At 58.4% G+C, this 17,751-nt stretch carries 17 protein-coding genes and 1 tRNA gene; 10 read left to right on the top strand and 8 right to left on the bottom strand.

Annotated elements, in window-relative coordinates:
* Positions 1-591 (top strand): type III secretion system regulator SuhB (suhB, locus tag B7L09_RS23315; RefSeq protein ID WP_094470795.1); only part of this gene is annotated, 591 nt, incomplete at its 5' end.
* Between the two features lie 255 nt (positions 592-846).
* Here suhB and B7L09_RS23310 read toward each other — a convergent pair.
* The 6 genes from B7L09_RS23310 to queA all read right to left on the bottom strand — a co-directional run bounded on the left by B7L09_RS23310 (position 847) and on the right by queA (position 6,932).
* On the bottom strand, positions 847-1,395 hold the full coding sequence (locus tag B7L09_RS23310) for a glycine zipper 2TM domain-containing protein (protein ID WP_094470794.1): 549 nt from the start codon (positions 1,393-1,395) through the stop codon (positions 847-849).
* Positions 1,396-1,515: 120 nt separating this feature from the next.
* Positions 1,516-2,430, bottom strand: a complete 915-nt coding sequence (secF, locus tag B7L09_RS23305) for a protein translocase subunit SecF (RefSeq protein WP_094470793.1) — start codon at positions 2,428-2,430, stop codon at positions 1,516-1,518.
* Between the two features lie 9 nt (positions 2,431-2,439).
* Positions 2,440-4,308 carry a protein translocase subunit SecD gene (gene secD / locus B7L09_RS23300; protein WP_094470792.1) on the bottom strand — a complete coding sequence of 623 codons (1,869 nt, stop codon included), beginning with the start codon at positions 4,306-4,308 and terminating at the stop codon, positions 2,440-2,442.
* Positions 4,309-4,370: 62 nt separating this feature from the next.
* Positions 4,371-4,709 carry a preprotein translocase subunit YajC gene (yajC, locus tag B7L09_RS23295; protein WP_053135483.1) on the bottom strand — a complete coding sequence of 113 codons (339 nt, stop codon included), beginning with the start codon at positions 4,707-4,709 and terminating at the stop codon, positions 4,371-4,373.
* 43 nt (positions 4,710-4,752) lie between these two features.
* On the bottom strand, positions 4,753-5,868 hold the full coding sequence (gene tgt, locus B7L09_RS23290; RefSeq protein ID WP_176457755.1) for a tRNA guanosine(34) transglycosylase Tgt: 1,116 nt from the start codon (positions 5,866-5,868) through the stop codon (positions 4,753-4,755).
* 14 nt (positions 5,869-5,882) lie between these two features.
* Positions 5,883-6,932, bottom strand: coding sequence for a tRNA preQ1(34) S-adenosylmethionine ribosyltransferase-isomerase QueA (gene queA, locus B7L09_RS23285; protein WP_094470790.1), 1,050 nt, complete (start codon positions 6,930-6,932; stop codon positions 5,883-5,885).
* Positions 6,933-7,039: 107 nt separating this feature from the next.
* Here queA and B7L09_RS23280 point away from each other — a divergent pair.
* From B7L09_RS23280 to B7L09_RS23245, 9 genes are all read left to right on the top strand, one after another.
* Positions 7,040-7,124 (top strand) — tRNA-Leu (locus B7L09_RS23280).
* 165 nt (positions 7,125-7,289) lie between these two features.
* Entirely contained in the window at positions 7,290-8,531 is a 1,242-nt protein-coding gene (locus B7L09_RS23275) for a tyrosine-type recombinase/integrase (protein WP_010457903.1), read from the top strand.
* A gap of 246 nt (positions 8,532-8,777) precedes the next feature.
* On the top strand, positions 8,778-9,716 hold the full coding sequence (locus B7L09_RS23270) for a hypothetical protein (RefSeq protein WP_042933021.1): 939 nt from the start codon (positions 8,778-8,780) through the stop codon (positions 9,714-9,716).
* 84 nt (positions 9,717-9,800) lie between these two features.
* Positions 9,801-10,055 carry a helix-turn-helix transcriptional regulator gene (locus B7L09_RS23265; protein ID WP_010457907.1) on the top strand — a complete coding sequence of 85 codons (255 nt, stop codon included), beginning with the start codon at positions 9,801-9,803 and terminating at the stop codon, positions 10,053-10,055.
* Positions 10,052-10,357, top strand: coding sequence for a hypothetical protein (locus tag B7L09_RS23260; protein WP_010457909.1), 306 nt, complete (start codon positions 10,052-10,054; stop codon positions 10,355-10,357). Before B7L09_RS23265 ends, B7L09_RS23260 begins: the two co-directional genes overlap by 4 nt.
* 376 nt (positions 10,358-10,733) lie before the next feature.
* Positions 10,734-10,895 carry a hypothetical protein gene (locus tag B7L09_RS32040; protein WP_010457911.1) on the top strand — a complete coding sequence of 54 codons (162 nt, stop codon included), beginning with the start codon at positions 10,734-10,736 and terminating at the stop codon, positions 10,893-10,895.
* Positions 10,892-11,182 carry a hypothetical protein gene (locus B7L09_RS23255; RefSeq protein ID WP_010457912.1) on the top strand — a complete coding sequence of 97 codons (291 nt, stop codon included), beginning with the start codon at positions 10,892-10,894 and terminating at the stop codon, positions 11,180-11,182. The genes B7L09_RS32040 and B7L09_RS23255 overlap by 4 nt, the downstream gene beginning before the upstream one ends.
* Positions 11,179-11,448 (top strand): DUF3077 domain-containing protein, encoded by a 270-nt coding sequence (locus B7L09_RS23250; protein ID WP_010457913.1) that lies wholly within the window; start codon positions 11,179-11,181, stop codon positions 11,446-11,448. Before B7L09_RS23255 ends, B7L09_RS23250 begins: the two co-directional genes overlap by 4 nt.
* The gene (locus B7L09_RS23245) at positions 11,445-14,339 is read left to right on the top strand and encodes a DUF927 domain-containing protein (protein ID WP_010457914.1); all 2,895 of its coding nucleotides are present in this window, start codon (positions 11,445-11,447) and stop codon (positions 14,337-14,339) included. Before B7L09_RS23250 ends, B7L09_RS23245 begins: the two co-directional genes overlap by 4 nt.
* 1,168 nt (positions 14,340-15,507) lie before the next feature.
* On the opposite strand, the gene B7L09_RS23235 is transcribed toward B7L09_RS23245, so the two are convergent.
* The gene (locus B7L09_RS23235) at positions 15,508-16,353 is read right to left on the bottom strand and encodes an SDR family NAD(P)-dependent oxidoreductase (protein WP_010457916.1); all 846 of its coding nucleotides are present in this window, start codon (positions 16,351-16,353) and stop codon (positions 15,508-15,510) included.
* Positions 16,334-17,743 (bottom strand): SRPBCC family protein, encoded by a 1,410-nt coding sequence (locus B7L09_RS23230; RefSeq protein WP_010457917.1) that lies wholly within the window; start codon positions 17,741-17,743, stop codon positions 16,334-16,336. The genes B7L09_RS23235 and B7L09_RS23230 overlap by 20 nt, the downstream gene beginning before the upstream one ends.
* Positions 17,744-17,751 lie beyond the last annotated feature (8 nt).

The raw sequence follows: 17,751 nt of genomic DNA, 5'->3' as shown, positions 1-17,751 counted from the left end.
ATTGAAGGCGAAGAATACCTGTGGATCATCGANCCACTGGATGGCACCACCAACTTCCTGCGCGGCATCCCACACTTTGCCGTGAGCATTGCCTGCAAATACCGTGGCCGCCTGGAACACGCTGTCGTGCTCGACCCGGTTCGCCAGGAAGAATTCACCGCCAGCCGTGGCCGTGGCGCCCAGCTGAACGGTCGTCGCCTGCGTGTAAGCGGTCGTACCAGCCTGGACGGCGCCCTGCTGGGCACTGGCTTCCCGTTCCGTGACGACCAGATGGACAACCTGGAAAACTACCTGGGCATGTTCCGCGCCCTGGTTGGCCAAACCGCCGGCATCCGTCGCGCCGGTGCTGCCAGCCTGGACCTGGCTTATGTTGCCGCCGGTCGTTTTGATGCGTTCTGGGAGTCGGGCCTGTCCGAGTGGGACATGGCGGCAGGCGCCCTGCTGATCCAGGAAGCGGGTGGCCTGGTGAGCGACTTCACCGGTGGTCACGACTTCCTTGAGAAAGGCCACGTCGTTGCCGGTAACACCAAATGCTTCAAGGCAGTATTGACGGCGATCCAGCCGCACCTGCCGGCTTCGCTGAAGCGTTAAGCGAGCGAGCACAAAAAAAGCACCCCGAGGGGTGCTTTTTTTATGCCTGGAGTTTGCCCCCGAAAACACCACAAATCCAATGTGGGAGCGGGCTTGCTCGCGAAAGCGGTGTATCAGCCACCATTAATGTGGAATGTGAAGCCGCCTTCGCGAGCAAGCCCGCTCCCACAAGGGGATCTGTGGGGATGCAGAAGTTGTAGGCACAAAAAAAGCACCCTTCCGGGTGCTTCTTTCTGAATCTGAATTTCAGCTTTTTTAGTGAGCCTGTTCGTTCTGCGACAGGACCAGTTTGCCTTCCTTGTCGACCGGAATCTGGTTGCCCGGATCACGATCCATCCGCACCTTGCCTTCCTTGCCATCCAGCGAATAACGAACGTCGTAGCCTACGACCTTGTCGCTGATGTCNTTCACTGTGTTACAGCGAGTCTGCGTAGTGGTGTAGGTGTCACGCTCTTGCATGCCTTCCTGAACCTTGTTGCCCGCATAACCACCACCAACAGCGCCTGCGACCGTGGCAATCTTCTTGCCGGTGCCGCCGCCGATCTGGTTACCCAGCAAACCACCGGCTAATGCACCGACCACCGTACCGGCGATCTGGTGTTGATCTTTCACCGGCGCTTGCCGGGTCACTGCTACATCCTTGCACACTTCACGTGGCGTCTTGATTTGTGTCTTCACCGGCTGCACCGCCAGCACTTGCGCATACTCAGGGCCGCTTTTTACCAGGCTGTAGGTGGCAACAGCACCCCCGGCAGTCACACCGACAGCACCCAATACCGCACCAACCAGCAACGACTTGTTCACGTGAACCTCCTGACCATCACAAACGGACCGAGTCCGCGCTATACCCAGCCTTGGAGCATAAAAAAAGGCGCGAGTTCAACTCGCGCCTTTTTGGGCTGACAGCTGGAGGAGCGATGGCCGTTATGGACGGTCGTCGACTTCCTTGTCAGCAGCCGCAGGAGGAATCAGATCCTCGCTGTTGAGGTTCAGCCAGATCAGCACCACGTTGGCGATGTAGATCGACGAGTAGGTGCCCGCCAGAACGCCGATGAACAGCGCCAGGGAGAAGCCCCACAGGTTGTCGCCACCGAAGATCATCAGCGCAGCAATCGCCAGCAAGGTGGAGATCGACGTCGCCATGGTCCGCAGCAGGGTCTGAGTGGTGGAAACGTTGATGTTCTCGATCAGCGACGCCTTGCGCAGTACGCGGAAGTTCTCACGAACCCGGTCGAATACCACGATGGTGTCATTGAGGGAGTAACCAATGATCGCCAGCACCGCCGCCAATACCGTCAGGTCGAAGGTGATCTGGAAGAACGACAGGATACCGATGGTCACGATCACGTCGTGGATCAGCGAAACGATGGCACCGACCGCGAACTTCCACTGAAAGCGGAACGCCAGGTAGATCATGATGCCGGCCAGCGCCATCAGCATGCCGAGGCCGCCCTGGTCGCGCAGCTCTTCACCGACCTGCGGGCCCACGAACTCGACGCGCTTGACCGACGCCGGGTTGTCGCCGCCGACCTTCTGCAAGGCCTCGGCTACCTGGTGACCCAGTTGTGGATCTTCGCCCGGCATACGCACCAGCAGGTCGGTGGTCGCACCGAAGCTCTGCACGATTGCCTCGTGATAACCCGAAGTAGCCAGTTGCTCGCGCACCTTGGTGACATCCGCCGGACGCTCGTAGGTCAGCTCGATGAGCGTACCGCCGGTGAAGTCCAGGCCCCAGTTCATGCCCTTGGTCGCGAAGCTGAACAACGCCAGAACGGTGAGGACCATGGTGAAGCCGAACGCAACGTTGCGAACGCCCATGAAGTTGATTGTACGTAACATGGCAGCCCCTTAAATCCACAACTTCTTGAAGTCACGCCCGCCAAAGATCAGGTTGACCATTGCGCGGGTCACCATGATGGCCGTGAACATCGAGGTAAAGATACCGAGGGACATGGTCACCGCAAAACCTTTGACCGGGCCGGTGCCCATGGCAAAGAGAATCCCGCCGACCAGCAAGGTGGTCAAGTTGGAGTCGAGAATCGCGGTAAATGCCCGGCCGAAGCCTTCGTTGATTGCACGCTGTACGGTCATGCCCGCCGCGATCTCTTCACGAATCCGCGAGAAGATCAGTACGTTGGCGTCTACCGCCATGCCCATGGTGAGCACGATACCGGCGATACCCGGCAGGGTCAGCGTAGCGCCCAGCAGCGACATCAGGGCCAGCAGCATGACCATGTTGCCCGCGAGGGCCACGGTGGCGATGACGCCGAAGAAGCGGTAGATGGCGATGATGAACAGCGACACAAACAGCATGCCCCACAAGGCTGCGTCGATACCCTTGGTGATGTTGTCGGCACCCAGGCTCGGGCCAATGGTGCGTTCTTCAGCGAAGTACATCGGCGCCGCCAGGCCACCGGCACGCAGCAACAGCGCCAGTTCGGACGACTCGCCCTGGCCGTTCAGGCCAGTGATGCGGAATTGAGCACCCAGCGGCGACTGGATGGTCGCCAGGCTGATGATCTTCTTCTCTTCCTTGAAGGTCTGCACCGGCACGTCTTTCTCGACACCGTTGACCATTTGCTTGGTGTAGGTGGTAACCGGGCGTTGCTCGATGAAGATTACCGCCATGCTGCGGCCGACGTTGCTGCGCGTGGCGCGGCTCATCAGTTCGCCGCCATGACCATCCAGACGGATGTTCACTTCAGGCGTGCCGTGCTCGCCAAAGCCAGCCTTGGCGTCAGTCACCTGGTCACCGGTGATGATCAAGCCACGCTCGATCAACGCTGGAGGACGGTTACCTTCACGGAACTCGAACTCTTCGGCAGTGGCGCGCGAAGCACCCGGCTCAGCGGCCAGACGGAATTCCAGGTTGGCCGTTTTACCCAGGATACGCTTGGCTTCAGCAGTGTCCTGCACGCCCGGCAGTTCAACCACGATGCGGTTGGCGCCCTGACGCTGAACGATCGGCTCGGCCACACCCAGCTCGTTGACGCGGTTACGTACCGTGGTCAAGTTCTGCTTGATGGAGTATTCACGGATTTCCGCCAGCTTGGCCGGGGTCATCGCCAGACGCAGTACAGGTTGACCATTGAGGTCGGCCGGTACGATGTCGAAATCATTGAAGTTCTTGCGGATCAGCGCACGGGCCTGTTCGCGGGAAGCTTCGTCAGAGAAGCCCAGCTGGATGGCACCGTTGAGCTGCGGCAGGCTGCGATAACGCAGTTTCTCTTTACGCAGCAGGCTCTTCACATCGCCTTCGTAGACTTTCAGGCGTGCGTCGAGGGCTTTGTCCATGTCGACTTCCAGCAGGAAGTGCACACCACCGGACAAGTCCAGACCCAGCTTCATCGGGTGCGCGCCAATGCTGCGCAGCCATTTTGGCGTGGTCTGTGCCAGGTTCAGCGCGACAACGTAGTCATCACCCATGGCCTTGCGCACAACGTCTTTGGCCGGCAGTTGGTCTTCTGCCTTGACCAGGCGAATCAGACCGCCCTTGCCACCCGCCGTCAGCGAAGTCGCCTTGACGTTGATCCCGGATTCCTTGAGCGCAGTGCTCACGCGATCCAGATCAGCCTGATTGACTTGCAGCGAAGTGCTTGCGCCGCTGACCTGAATGGCCGGGTCATCAGGATATAAATTGGGAGCGGAATAAATAAAACCGATCGCCAGCACCGCCAGGATCAGTACGTATTTCCACAGAGGGTATTTGTTCAGCATCACGCCGCCCGCTTATAACGCGGGGCGCCTTGCGCGCCCCGTCGATTGGTAAAAGTTGTTACTCAGATCGCTTTGAGCGTGCCTTTTGGCAACGTGGCGGCGATGGCGCCCTTCTGGAACTTCATTTCGACGGTGTCGGAGACTTCCAGAATCACGAAAGCATCGGAAACCTTGGTGATCTTGCCGGCGATGCCGCCAGTGGTCACGACTTCGTCGCCTTTCTGCAGGCTGCCCAGCAGGTTTTTCTGCTCTTTGGCGCGCTTGGCCTGTGGACGCCAGATCATCAGGTAGAAGATGACCAGGAAGCCGACCAGGAAAATCCACTCGAAACCACCGCCCATTGGGCCGGCAGCGGCAGGCGCAGCGGCGTCAGCCATGGCATTAGAGATAAAAAAGCTCATTTAGCACTCCAGTTGCAAATAGTGAATCTTAGGGTCGGAAAACTCAGTCCAAGGGCGGCACAGGGAGCCCGCGCTTGGCATAGAAGGCATCGACGAAGGCGGCCAATGTACCCTGTTGAATAGCCTCGCGCAAACCAGCCATCAGGACTTGGTAGTGACGCAAGTTATGGATGGTATTGAGCATGCTCCCCAGCATTTCGCCGCACTTGTCCAGGTGATGCAGATAAGCGCGGGAGAAGTTCTGGCAGGTATAGCAGTCACAGGTGGGATCCAGCGGCGAATCATCATGGCGATGGAACGCGTTACGGATCTTCAGCACGCCTGTATCGATGAACAGATGCCCATTGCGGGCATTACGGGTTGGCATCACGCAATCGAACATGTCCACACCGCGGCGCACACCCTCTACGAGATCTTCCGGTTTGCCAACGCCCATAAGGTAACGAGGTTTGTCAGCCGGCATCAGGCCCGGCAGGTAATCCAGCACCTTGATCATCTCGTGCTTGGGCTCGCCCACCGACAGGCCGCCGATGGCCAGGCCGTCAAAGCCGATCTGGTCGAGGCCTTCCAGCGAGCGCATGCGCAAATCCTGGTGCATGCCGCCCTGAACGATGCCGAACAGCGCCGCCGTGTTGTCGCCATGGGCTTCTTTCGAACGCTGGGCCCAACGCAGCGACAGCTCCATGGAAATGCGCGCCACGTCTTCATCCGCCGGGTACGGCGTGCACTCGTCAAAAATCATCACGATGTCGGAGCCCAGGTCACGCTGCACCTGCATCGACTCTTCCGGGCCCATGAACACCTTGGAACCGTCGACCGGCGAGGCGAAGGTCACGCCCTCCTCCTTGATCTTGCGCATGGCGCCCAGGCTGAACACCTGGAAACCACCGGAGTCGGTGAGGATCGGGCCTTGCCACTTCATGAAGTCATGCAGGTCGCCATGCTTCTTGATCACTTCCGTGCCCGGGCGCAGCCACAGGTGGAAGGTGTTGCCCAGAATGATTTCCGCGCCGGTCGCGGTGATGTCACGCGGCAGCATGCCCTTGACGGTGCCGTAGGTGCCCACAGGCATGAAAGCCGGGGTTTCGACGGTGCCGCGTGGAAAGGTCAGGCGACCACGACGAGCCTTGCCGTCAGTAGCAAGCAACTCAAACGACATACGACTTTGGCGACTCATTCTTTGTCCTCAGGGCCACGTGGTGCGGGGTTACGGGTGATAAACATCGCATCACCGTAGCTGAAAAAGCGGTATTCATNCTCCATGGCGGCTTGATACGCGGCCATGGTTTCCGGGTAACCGGCAAATGCCGACACCAGCATCAACAGCGTGGATTCCGGCAAATGGAAGTTGGTCACCAGGCAGTCGACCACATGGAACGGCCGGCCCGGAAAGATAAAGATATCGGTGTCACCACTGAACGGCTTGAGCACGCCATCACGCGCCGCACTCTCCAGCGAACGCACGCTGGTGGTGCCCACAGCCACCACACGACCGCCGCGCGCCTTGCACGCCGCCACGGCATCCACGACGCTTTGGCCGACTTCCAGCCATTCGCTGTGCATGTGGTGATCTTCGATCTTCTCGACCCGCACCGGCTGGAACGTGCCCGCGCCCACGTGCAAGGTCACATAAGCGCTCTCGACGCCCTTGGCGGCAATCGCATCCAGCAACGGCTGGTCGAAATGCAGCCCGGCCGTCGGCGCGGCCACCGCACCCGGGCGCTGCGAGTACACCGTCTGATAGCGCTCGCGGTCCGCGTCTTCGTCGGGGCGGTCTATATAAGGAGGCAACGGCATATGGCCGACACGCTCCAACAGCGGCAACACTTCTTCGGCGAACCCCAGCTCAAACAACGCATCATGACGCGCCAGCATTTCAGCCTCGCCACCGCCGTCGATGAGAATCTTCGAACCCGGCTTCGGCGACTTGCTGGAGCGCACATGGGCCAGCACGCGATGGCTGTCCAACACCCGCTCCACCAGAATTTCCAGCTTGCCGCCGGACGCTTTCTGGCCAAACAGCCGTGCCGGAATCACCCGGGTATTGTTAAACACCATCAAATCGCCTGGGCGTAAATGCTCAAGCAAATCAGTGAATTGACGGTGTGCGAGGGCACCGCTCACCCCGTCCAGGGTCAGCAGTCGACTGGCGCGACGCTCGGCCAAAGGGTGGCGAGCGATCAGCGAATCAGGGAGCTCAAAAGTAAAGTCAGCAACGCGCATGATGGGGTTCGTCTAGCAGGGCCGGGAAGTCTAGCGGAAATAGTGAAAATNNNCNATGAACGTGATTGACCAACGGTAATCTCATCTCTATACTTCGCCGCCATTGAGCCCTGATGGCGGAATTGGTAGACGCGGCGGATTCAAAATCCGTTTTCGAAAGGAGTGGGAGTTCGAGTCTCCCTCGGGGCACCATCTTAAAGAAAGACCTTGAAATTCAAGGTCTTTTTTTTCGCCTGTAGAAAAGTGCGTATGCACGGGCGAACGCAGACGTTGAGGAGCCGGGACCATGGAATTGACGCTGGAAGCCTGTATCCCTGCTTGTATCCTGAGAAAAATACCTAACTTTGGGATACAAGGATGAAGCGCGCAGATATCAAGCGCCGCCCTCTTGCAGACACGACGCTTGCGGGGCTGGAGCCGGAATCAAAGGAATATCGAGAACTGGATGGAAACGGCCTCTATTTCAGGGTTAAGCCTGATGGCGGTAAATCCTGGCAGCTCCGCTACAAACGTCCGGCGGGCAATTGGGCTTGGATGGGGCTGGGGGGTTATCCAGAAGTTAGTGGTGCATCAGCACGAGAGAAAGCTGCCGATCTACGCAAAGTAGTGAGCAGCGGTGTTGACCCCCTCGAGCAAAAACGATTTGCGAAAGCTGCTATTGATGCGGCCAGAGCTCGAACCTTTCGAGCGGCTGCTTATGACTGGCTAAAGGCAAAGGAGGAAAAAGGTCTCGCACCCTCCACCCTCAACAAAATTCGTACCTATCTCGAAAAAGACATACTTCCTGCCCTGGGGGACAAGCCCCTAGACGAAATTACACGTACTGATTGTGCAGAGCTCCAAGCATCAATCGAAGCGAGGGATGCGCACAACGTCGCGGAAAAGTGCCGTACCTGGATCAATCAGATCTTCGGGCGCGCCATCGGCTTAGGCCTGACTGAAAACGATCCAGGAAGCCGCCTTCGCGATATCGCAGCCAAAGCCCCTAAAACCCAACAACATCCACATCTGCTGGAGCCTGAATTGGGTGAGTTTTTACAGGCTCTCAAGAACACCCCAAGTAGGCTGACAGCCCGCACTGCGGCATGGCTATGCGTATGGACAGCATCACGACCGGGGATGGTCCGCTTGGCAGAATGGAAGGAGTTCGACCTTGAGAAGGCCATTTGGACCACTCCTGCCGCCAAGATGAAAATGCGCAGGGACTTTGTATGCCCTCTTCCCAGTCAGGCTGTTGCCGCGCTGAAAGAGCTGCAATGCCTGACAGGTCGTAGTCGCTGGCTCTTTCCGGGCGTCGGCGCCAAGAATCCGACTATCAGTGAGAACACAATCAACAAAGTCTTCGCCACCATCGGCTACAAAGGCCGCTTAGTGGGGCACGGTACTCGCCACACCGCGAGCACATTACTGCGTGAACATGGATGGCCGAAAGAGCACGTCGAAGCGCAGCTTGCTCACAAAGAGGAAGGTATCTCAGGGGTGTATAACAAGGCCCAATACCTTGAGCAGCGCGTAAAGATGATGCAGTGGTATGCAGATCACCTTGATGCTTTGGAGGCAGGCAATATCGTGCAAGGCCAATTCGGAAAGGCTGTATGAGTACGCATATCCAGCCCACCTCTAAAACCGGTGTAACGCGTGTGACACGTGTAACGAACGACATCAACCAATTGAATTTATTATGTTTTTTTCGAGTTACACCGCGACTACGCCAACGATACACCGAGTGTAACGACGCCAAGTCGTGTAACGAAAATCCGCCTCCTTCAGCACTGCGGGCGGTGGCGTCTTCATATGTGCATCGCTGCGACTGCCCCCCAGCTCCGGGGCGACGGGGTGCCCAATATGCCCATTGAACCGAGCACTGGCATAGAGGAGCTGGAAATTGCAGGGATCGACGTAAAGTGTTTGATTCAGGACATGGACGACGTCGAACGAGCCATTCGTGAATTGGCCCTCTATCGCGAATTCAACGAGCACTTCCGACAAGCATTCGATCTTATCAACGACGCCACATCATTCTGGCTTGAGGATGGCTCCTACGCGCTGTGTGCTGAGCCAGTCACGACAACGGTCTTTGAGCTACGTGACGTCATCGATGACCATGCCAGCATCGCGGGAGCAGCCTCACTGCCAAATGTCATTCGACATCTCCCTGGCTTCAATCATCAAGCTACAGACTCGCAACTGGCAGCGACCTTTGCTCTCGTGCTTGGCACCGAAGCTGTAGAGGTACTCGGAAACTGGTTGTTCGAACTTGAACTTGCGACCTACGACATCGATGCAGAACTGCTAGAGCAGTTGAGAAATGACTCGCCCCGCCAGTATCTAGCCTTGGTCGAAAAAGAACGATTCCGCCGCAGTGGAACCGAAATCAAAGCGCGAGAGCGGTTCGCTGAATTGTTGGGTGAAGCCAAACAGACCCTATCGATGGCAGTACTGTACAGGCAAGCGGAGAACATCGACGTATTCAAGACTGGCTTCAACGCATCCAGCCTGATGCACCAAATGCTCGATGAGGCTTTCTCGGCAAAGGCATCAAAGCGGGGCCATGAGGCCGGTAAGGGAAATCGAGACCCTGAATCAAAAATACAATCGGACACGATGTATAGGCGCGCAAATATCAAGGCAGCAGCCGAAAAAATCATTAGTGGCCGCTTGATTGAAAAGCGCAGTCTGAGCGATGCAGAGCTAACCAATCTGCTTTTCGACCAGAATGTTCATGGAACCAAAAAAACCATCAGGGACCACCTGACCATCCTGGGTCTTAGACCACTCAAATAAAAAAAGGGGAGCGGACACAGTCCGTTCCCCCTCCCCTACGTAGCGTATGGCCTGTTGTCTCATTTCACTCAGGTTAGGCTCGCTATGAATACCGCATTAAAAACCATCGTTTCTCATGACCCGGCATCGACTCTCATCCGAATGCCCGAGGTCATTTCAATCGTAGGGCTCGCACGCCCAACCATCTACAAGCTCATGCGCCAACCGGACAGTGGATTCCCAATGCCGGTGAAACTCAGCAACAGCAACGCCCGAAGCGCTCCGGTTGCATGGGTTTTGGCAGAAGTTCAAGCATGGACACGAGCACGCATCGCTGCCCGTGATCAGGTGGCCGCATGAGCCGCAAGATCGCCAACAAAGCCCTGATGCACCCGTTTTCCATTCTTCGCCAGATCGGCTTTTCGCCCCGCCTCATGCAGCGCCTGGAGCGCTACCGCAGCCAGCAGGACAAACAGGGCCGTGTGGTCAGCGTGCTCAGTTGGGCAGACGGCACCTGGTGCGCGCTCTCCCTCCACTGCGAAAAGACTGGGGCGGTGATCGTCGACGAGGGCCAGCAAGCGGAAGCCTATGAAGATGCTCGCTCAATGCTCCAAGGCGGCTTCCTGCCCCTGCTTTCCCTACGCTTCGACTTTCATGCCTGAAACGAAAACGCCTCCGGGGGCGATCCGGAGGCGTTGAGGTAAATCTACATGCCCGAACAATTTATGCCACACCCAAAAAATCCGCAAGACACCCCCGTAGTTGCACTTTCGAAAAACGAACGTTACTCTCTGGCCGTCGCTGCAAAATCAGCGATCGGGTTTGGCGACCCGACTACATACAGGCGCACAGGCGCCCCCATACCGATTGCAGGCGCTTTTTTTGTGCCCGCATTCATCTTTTATGGTGGCTGTGCGTGGGAGACCTTCGGGTCTGCCGGGGTCCTGTATGCCCGGTTCGCCAACCCGCGCACAGCTGCCACCCTAAATCGTTTGGCGACGATCCGTGGCAGCTCCTCACATACAGGAGTTCCGCTAGATGAAACACGCCCTCAATCCGTCCAAATTTCGCGCCGCTGCACACCGTGCAATGGCTCTCGCCGCTCTACACGCCAACTCCAGCCTCGCTACTCGCCTTGCCCGTTACAACGCCCATATGGTCAAAGCTCGCGCTCTCGAAGCCGCAGGCGGTGCCCAATGAATTCCTCCCTCAGCTTCGCCTTGCCCGAAGACCTGCTCTGCGTCAGCAAAGACATCGAAAAGGGTGTCCCGGTTGATGCAATCACCTGCGCTATCAACCGCGCAGAGTCCGTACTGATGTTGCTTGAGGACCATTTCGAAAGCGAAAGCGACAGACCACGCCTAGCCAATCACGTCCTCGCCGCAGTTATTTGGGATGTCCGGGGCACCCTGGGATTGATCAAAACTCTCACCCTGCACGGTGACACCACGTCTGTTCCGATGGATCAGAAAGGCGGTGCCGTATGAGCGCTCACACCACACTAGGCCGAGCGTCGTTTTTCAATAAAACCTCCGGCCGGGGCGTGTTTCGGGTGAATGCGGGCATTCCTATTGAGGACGCGCTCGAAACGGTTTCGCTCCTCCAGCATTACGCCAATCAACTCTCCCTTGATGCCGCCATGAGCGATAAGGGCGAACGCTACAGCTGGTGCGCGCTCTACCTCGGCGAAATGGCAAAAGCCCTGATCGATGACGTGAACGATGCCATGTTTATGCCGGGGGCCGATACATGACCCAGCGCACGAACAAACCCACAAAACGCCCCAGCTTTGCCGACGTGAAAAGCGCCGCACTCAAGGACATTGATCGCGTACTTGCACACTGGCTACCCAACGGCAAACGGGTCGATGGCGGCAAGGAATACACCGCCCCCAATCCGACCCGCACGGACAAACGTGCCGGATCGCTCAAGGTCAATCTGAGCAAGGGCACTTGGGCGGATTTTGCTACCGGTGACAAAGGCGGCGACCTAATCGATCTGGTGCGCTACCTCGACGGCGGCACAGACGTCGAAGCCTGCAACAAGCTGGCGGATCTGCTGCACGTATCGGCAGGCGCTGCACAGTCCAAGCCAACACCGAGCAAAAGCAAAGCGCCGGAATGGATCGCCATCCAGCCGATCCCGGTCGAGGCCATGAACAAGTGCCCCGCCAAGCACCGGCAACACGGCGCGCCCTCCAAGGTGTGGATCTATCGCGATGCCCAAGGGCACCCCCTCATGGCGCTTTATCGGTTCGACCTGGGGCCGGACGAAGACGGTAAGCCAAGGAAAGTCTTTGCACCGTTGACCTGGTGCCAACGCGCCGACGGCCAAACCACTCAATGGCGCTGGCAAGGTTTGCCCGATCCGCGCCCTCTTCTGCACCTGGACGAACTGTCGCAACGGCTCGATGCGCCGGTCGTACTGTGCGAAGGCGAGAAAGCCGCCGATGCCGCTGCCGAGCTGATGTCGAGCTACGTGGCGACTTGCTGGCCGAACGGCTCCAGCTCTTGGCACAAGGCCGACCTGACACCGCTCAAAGGGCGGTCGATCTTGTTGTGGCCGGACAATGACTCCAGCGGTCAGAGCTGCATGGAGGCCGTCGCGGAAAAGCTGCGTGAAATCGGCGCCGCCTCAGTGCAAGCAATCGCCCTGGACGTCTTCAAACGCAAGCCCACACTGAAGAATGGCAAATCGACCTTTGCCAAAGGTGGTCAATGGGACGATGGCGACGATGCAGCCGACGCACTCGCCAAGGGCTGGACATCGGCCCACCTCGCCGAGCTGGAGCGCACTGGCGAGCTGTTTGGCTCGGCACCCGCCCCCGCTCCGGCCGGAGAAATCGAAACAAAGGCACCACCAAAAACCAAGCGCCCCGCCAAATCAAAAAATGACCTGCTGCCCGGTGGTTTTCGCCTGACGCCTGAAGGCGTGTTTTATTCCGGCGACGATGGCGAAGCGCGGCCTGTGTGCTCGCCTCTGGAGATCCTCGCTCGCACCCGTGACGACAAGGGGCATAACTGGGGCTTGCTGGTCGAGTTCGACGACCCGGACGGCCAGAAAAAACGCTGGAATATTCCGGCCCGCACCATGACCGGCGACTTTGGCAAGGATGTACTCGGCCCTCTCGTGGATATGGGGCTGCGGCTGGCAGGCAGCCGTTCAGGACGTAACGCACGCAACGACCTACAAAGCTATTTACAGGGCTTTGACAGCGCGCAGCGGGCTCGTCTGGTCACCCGTCTCGGCTGGCACGGGAATGCCTTCCTATTGCCCGAACGGCAGATCGGTTCGCATGACGAACACCTGCATTTCTATGAGGCTGGGGCACAACTCCCACCGATCAGTGAGTCCGGCACGCTGGAGCAATGGCAAGACCAAATCGGCGCATTGTGCGTCGGCAACCATCGTTTGGCGTTCGTCGTCAGCGTGGCCTTTGCGGGGCCGCTGTTGAATATGCTCGGTCACGAATCGGGCGGGTTTCACCTCTACGGCGACAGCTCCGGTGGCAAGACCACGCACCTGCAAGTGGCCGCCTCGATCTATGGCGGGCCACGTGTAGTGCGTTCCTGGCGCTCGACAGACAACGCCCTGGAATCCATCGCTGCCGCGCATTCGGACGGGCTCCTGGTGCTGGATGAAATCGGCATGTGCGACCCGCGCATCATCGGCGAAACGGTGTACATGCTTGGCAATGGCACCGGTAAGGCTCGCGCCAATGATCGAGGACAAGCAGGCCGACAAGTACAGGAGTGGCGCTTGCTGTTTCTCTCGACGGGCGAGAAGACGTTGGCGCAGCACATGGCCGAGGCCAACAAGGAGCTGAAAGCCGGTATGGAAGTGCGCATGCTGGCCGTGCCCGCGGACGCTAGCAAAGGCCTCGGCATGTTCGATGTGTTGAGTGGTTTCGATGACGCAGCGGCCCTCTCAGACGCGCTCAAGGCTCGGGTAGCCAAATACTACGGCACACCACTCACCGCGTTCCTGGCGGCTCTTTGCGAGCCCGGCAAGATGCACGGATGGTCAACCATCCTCCGCCGGACTCTGGAAGGCTTCGTTGCCAAAGCGCTCCCCGCTTCGGCCAGTGGGCAGGCACACCGAGCCGCCGCACGCTTTGGGCTGGCCGCCGCAGCCGGAGAGCTGGCGACCGCGCTCGGCATTACCGGCTGGCCCGACGGCACCGCGACCACAGCGGCACGTGTGTGCCTGAGCGCGTGGCTGAATGAGCGTGGCGGCGCCGGAAACCTTGAAGGTGATGCGATCTTGGCCCGCCTGCGCCAGATCATCGAGCGCTTTGGCGAAAGCCGCTTTACGCGCTGGGAGACCGCCGCCGCGAAGATCGATGAGCACGGGCCCCGCACCATCGACCGCCTTGGCTTTCGCAAAACGCTGGAGCACGGCATGGGCGACACCATGCACACCACCCACACCTACTACGTGCTACCCGAGGCATGGCGATCCGAGATATTTCGGGGCATGAACATCAACGCCGTGAACAAGGAGCTGCTGCACCGGGGTGTGCTGGAACCTGGTAGCGATGGCAAGGCATCGAGTTTGGTCCGGTTGCCCGGTTTAGGCCCGCAACGCTGCTACATCGTGAAGACGATTCCGGGAACGGATGAGAGCGAGGCTCGGGCTGCCTGACGGCCTCCCTACTGATCGAGGTAGCGCCGGCTCATTCCCGGCCTCGCCAGCCGCTCAACCCAACCCAATCGAATTACACAGAGACGAAACAATGAACGACATCCAAAAACTGAAAGACCGCCGTGAACAACTGACCTCCGAAGTGGAACGCCTGCGAGTCGAACTCTTGCACTATGAGACCGCTCTAGCCACCCCCGAGTCTATCCCGCGAGGCCGGGAGCGGGACGTGCAGGATCAGTACGCCGACCGGAAAAGAAAATGTGATTCACTGGACTTTGAAATTGATCGGCTGAGTCAAAAAATTGTTCGACGCGAAAACATCGCCAATCACGAAACCCTGATGGCGGGCTACCGCGACGCCATGGCGACGTGGAAAGCCGACGAGCACGAGCTCAACGAAAAGCGGCAGAGTGTCAGCACCCGCCTGAATGAAATCCGTCAGCAAGCCTCAGAGGATATGGCGAAGGCACGTCAGGCCGAGACCGCNNNTTGCATTGGACCTGACCAGCTGTTTGCATGGGACTTGACCAGATGCTTTGAATGGATTCCTCAGAGCATGAGGATTTTGCTCTCGGCCATATTCAGATCACAGTTGGGTAATTGCACGAGGTTGCCCCCCATTTGCTTTCGACCTGACCAGTCATGTGCACCGTATTTGACCAGCAAGACTTGTGGAGACATGACCGGAAGAGAACGGCCAGAAGCTGTCATCGAGCACCTTGGAAATTTAGGACGCTTCAGGCTGTCACAAGCTCGTGATGGCAAAAGCGAAGTCAGTATCGGAACCGCAGATAACAGCATGACATCAGCCGATGTGAAAAAGGCCATCACTGCCGCGAGTACCAGCAAGATAGAGCTTGCGGCAGTCGGCACGAGCGCCAAAGCAAAGGGGCTTGCAATGAGGAGAAGTCCATATACGGTCATTCGTCGAGCGATAACTCGTGGCCGTCAGCAGCCGATCACGAGCGATCGCATTTGGACTGCAACCTGTCATTCCACTACGCTTGATGAGGCGCGAACCTAAAGCCCGGCTTCCAGGTTGGTTGATCGACCAAAATACCTGTAGCGCAACTTTCTCGAGCGCCTGTTTGATTGACTGATAGAGAACCGCGGAATCTGGTTCTCCTGAAAAAATCAACAATCATTGGCAGGGCTAGCGCTCATCGGGTTAAGACTGGGGGTTATAAGCTGTCATGCCTTCCTGCGCCTGCTTGCTGCGTTGGGCTATCGCGCCCTGCACCCAAGCATGGGGAAAGATGTAGAAGCGATTTTCCTCCACGCCCTTAAGGGTGATTTCGGCGATTTCGCGTGCAGAAATCTTGCCGGTTTCCACGGCTCGTCTCACACGCTCCTCGTACTGCCGCTTCATCTCGCTGTCGGCGGCAGCGTCGGCGAATTCGGCCGGGCGATTGCGCTCAGCTTCGATGATGCCAGTCGGGAAAAAGGCGGGTGAGAGCACGCTGACACCGACCGCGCTGTTGACCATTTTAAGGTCATTGACCAAGCTCTCCGAGAGCGCCACCACCGCCGCTTTAGTGGCGTTGTAAATGCCACTGCCAGCCGAGTACATCCAGCCAGCCGCCGAGGCGATATTGACGATGTGTCCCTCGTCCTGCTCGAGCATGATCGGTGTGAAGGCTTTCACGCCCCAGGCGACGCCATAAAGATTGACGTTGGTTACCCAATGCCAATCGGAAACCGTGTTTTCCCAGACGGGCGCAGTGACGCCCACGCCGGCGTTATTGAACAGTAGATGGACGCCTTCAAAACGTTGTATCGCCAGTTGCGCCAGCGCGGCGACTTGCTCGAATTTAGACACGTCTACCAGTAGGGTGGTGATCTCGGTGTCAGGGAGTTCCTGCTGGATCTGCGAGCAGGTGGCCTCCAGGTTTCCGGCTTCGACATCGGCCAGTACCAGCCTCATTCCACGTCGCGCGCAAGCCATCGCCAGCTCGCGGCCCAGGCCTCCGCCAGCTCCGGTGATCACGCTGACCTTACCGTTCAAGTCTTTCATCTGTTGCCTCCTGATGGGCTGTATCGACACGCTGTTTCAGCGCCTCGTTCATACGTTGATAGAGTCGTTTCGATTGGCTCAGGCGCTGCCATAGTGCCGGCAGCAAGAGGCCGGAAAAACGCTCTCCATGGATGAAACGGGTGGACCCATCGGCGTTTTCCACAAGCTGAAAGAAATGTTCGCCGGCCACCGTGAAAGGGTTGCCACCACGCCAGGCGAAGCGGTTTGGCGCTTCGTCGCTGCTGATGCGTGCCTGGAAGGACGCCTTGCGTTCCATGCCCAGCTTGACCGCGAAGTGCACCTGCCCACCCGGGCGGTGGTCGATCCGCTGGATCTCCAGCATGGGGTTCCACTGCGCGTAGCGCTCGAAGTCGACGAGGCAGTTCCACACCGCACTGGGCGGCGCATCAATCTCGATTTCGGTCTTGATCTGCCGCGAGAAGAGACTGTCGCGTCGCGTGCCCAGTGCCTTATAGGCCTGCTTCTCGCGCTGCCGGTTGAACAGCTTGGCCTTCCAGTTCGGTTTGCTGAAGCCCACTAATGCGTACAGTCGCGGCGAGCAGTACAGCATCTCCACCGAAAAGCCGTTCGGGTCATTGACGTAGACGCACTGCACCAGCCCTACCTGACCCACCGGGTTGCAGTTGGGCACGAATCCAGCCTTGCGCGCCCGATCGAACTGTGCGGCGAACCCGTCCTGGCTGTCGAAGCCGATAGCCAGGTTCATAATGCCGATGTCGTTCAATCGGTAGCGGGGTGGCCAGGGTTTGGGGTTCGCCGGCTGATGAATGTCCAGCCACATGTCGCCTTTAATCAGGCAGGCGTTGGTGACGGTATAGTTGCTCTGCTCAACGGTGCGGTAGCTACGCTCAAAAGCCAACCCGTCGACAAAGGTCGCCACGCTGGTCGCGCAATCTGCGACAACAAGACCCAAGCCTGTCAGCTTGCATGGATAGGGCGATCCTTGCAGTGAGCTGTCTTCGATCAGCTCGATGAGAATTCCGTCCGGATCCCGGATGAAACGGCGATTGGCAGACCGGCGGGTTTCCATAGATAGGCCAAGAGACTGGGCGAGAGCTTCGAAACGTTCAAGCGAATCAACCCTCGCAAGAATGCGCCGATAACCGACGCGCTCGTCGTCCTCGGGGGAGAGGGGGGCCGAGACCGGCGACTCGAATTCGAACAGTTCCAACTGAAAGAACTCCCGGTCGTCGATCAACCAACTGACTCGCGACGCCACTCCGGCAAGGCCCTGGATCCGCTCGGCCTGCTTGCCGCGAAAAGACAGAGTGCCGAAGACATGCTTAAGGCCGAACAGTTTCTGGTAGAAACGCAGGGACGCGGTGGTGTCACGCACGCTCAGCGCGATCTGGCAGATATTGGTGGTCATGGTCGTTT

This window comes from Pseudomonas mandelii, assembly GCF_002251635.1.
Lineage (GTDB): Bacteria > Pseudomonadota > Gammaproteobacteria > Pseudomonadales > Pseudomonadaceae > Aquipseudomonas > Aquipseudomonas mandelii_B.
This window is presented reverse-complemented; position numbering and strand designations above follow the sequence as displayed.

Excerpts from the sequence above, each read along its gene's own strand:
- B7L09_RS23250 (WP_010457913.1), top strand. The coding sequence starts at position 11,179 with ATGAGCGCTCACACCACACTAGGCCGAGCGTCGTTTTTCAATAAAACC.
- B7L09_RS23265 (WP_010457907.1), top strand. The coding sequence starts at position 9,801 with ATGAATACCGCATTAAAAACCATCGTTTCTCATGACCCGGCATCGACT.
- B7L09_RS23260 (WP_010457909.1), top strand. The coding sequence starts at position 10,052 with ATGAGCCGCAAGATCGCCAACAAAGCCCTGATGCACCCGTTTTCCATT.
- B7L09_RS23230 (WP_010457917.1), bottom strand. The coding sequence starts at position 17,743 with ATGACCACCAATATCTGCCAGATCGCGCTGAGCGTGCGTGACACCACC.
- B7L09_RS23255 (WP_010457912.1), top strand. The coding sequence starts at position 10,892 with ATGAATTCCTCCCTCAGCTTCGCCTTGCCCGAAGACCTGCTCTGCGTC.
- B7L09_RS32040 (WP_010457911.1), top strand. The coding sequence starts at position 10,734 with ATGAAACACGCCCTCAATCCGTCCAAATTTCGCGCCGCTGCACACCGT.
- B7L09_RS23245 (WP_010457914.1), top strand. The coding sequence starts at position 11,445 with ATGACCCAGCGCACGAACAAACCCACAAAACGCCCCAGCTTTGCCGAC.
- tgt (WP_176457755.1), bottom strand. The coding sequence starts at position 5,868 with ATGTCGTTTGAGTTGCTTGCTACTGACGGCAAGGCTCGTCGTGGTCGC.
- yajC (WP_053135483.1), bottom strand. The coding sequence starts at position 4,709 with ATGAGCTTTTTTATCTCTAATGCCATGGCTGACGCCGCTGCGCCTGCC.
- B7L09_RS23275 (WP_010457903.1), top strand. The coding sequence starts at position 7,290 with ATGAAGCGCGCAGATATCAAGCGCCGCCCTCTTGCAGACACGACGCTT.
- secD (WP_094470792.1), bottom strand. The coding sequence starts at position 4,308 with ATGCTGAACAAATACCCTCTGTGGAAATACGTACTGATCCTGGCGGTG.
- secF (WP_094470793.1), bottom strand. The coding sequence starts at position 2,430 with ATGTTACGTACAATCAACTTCATGGGCGTTCGCAACGTTGCGTTCGGC.
- B7L09_RS23270 (WP_042933021.1), top strand. The coding sequence starts at position 8,778 with ATGCCCATTGAACCGAGCACTGGCATAGAGGAGCTGGAAATTGCAGGG.
- B7L09_RS23235 (WP_010457916.1), bottom strand. The coding sequence starts at position 16,353 with ATGAAAGACTTGAACGGTAAGGTCAGCGTGATCACCGGAGCTGGCGGA.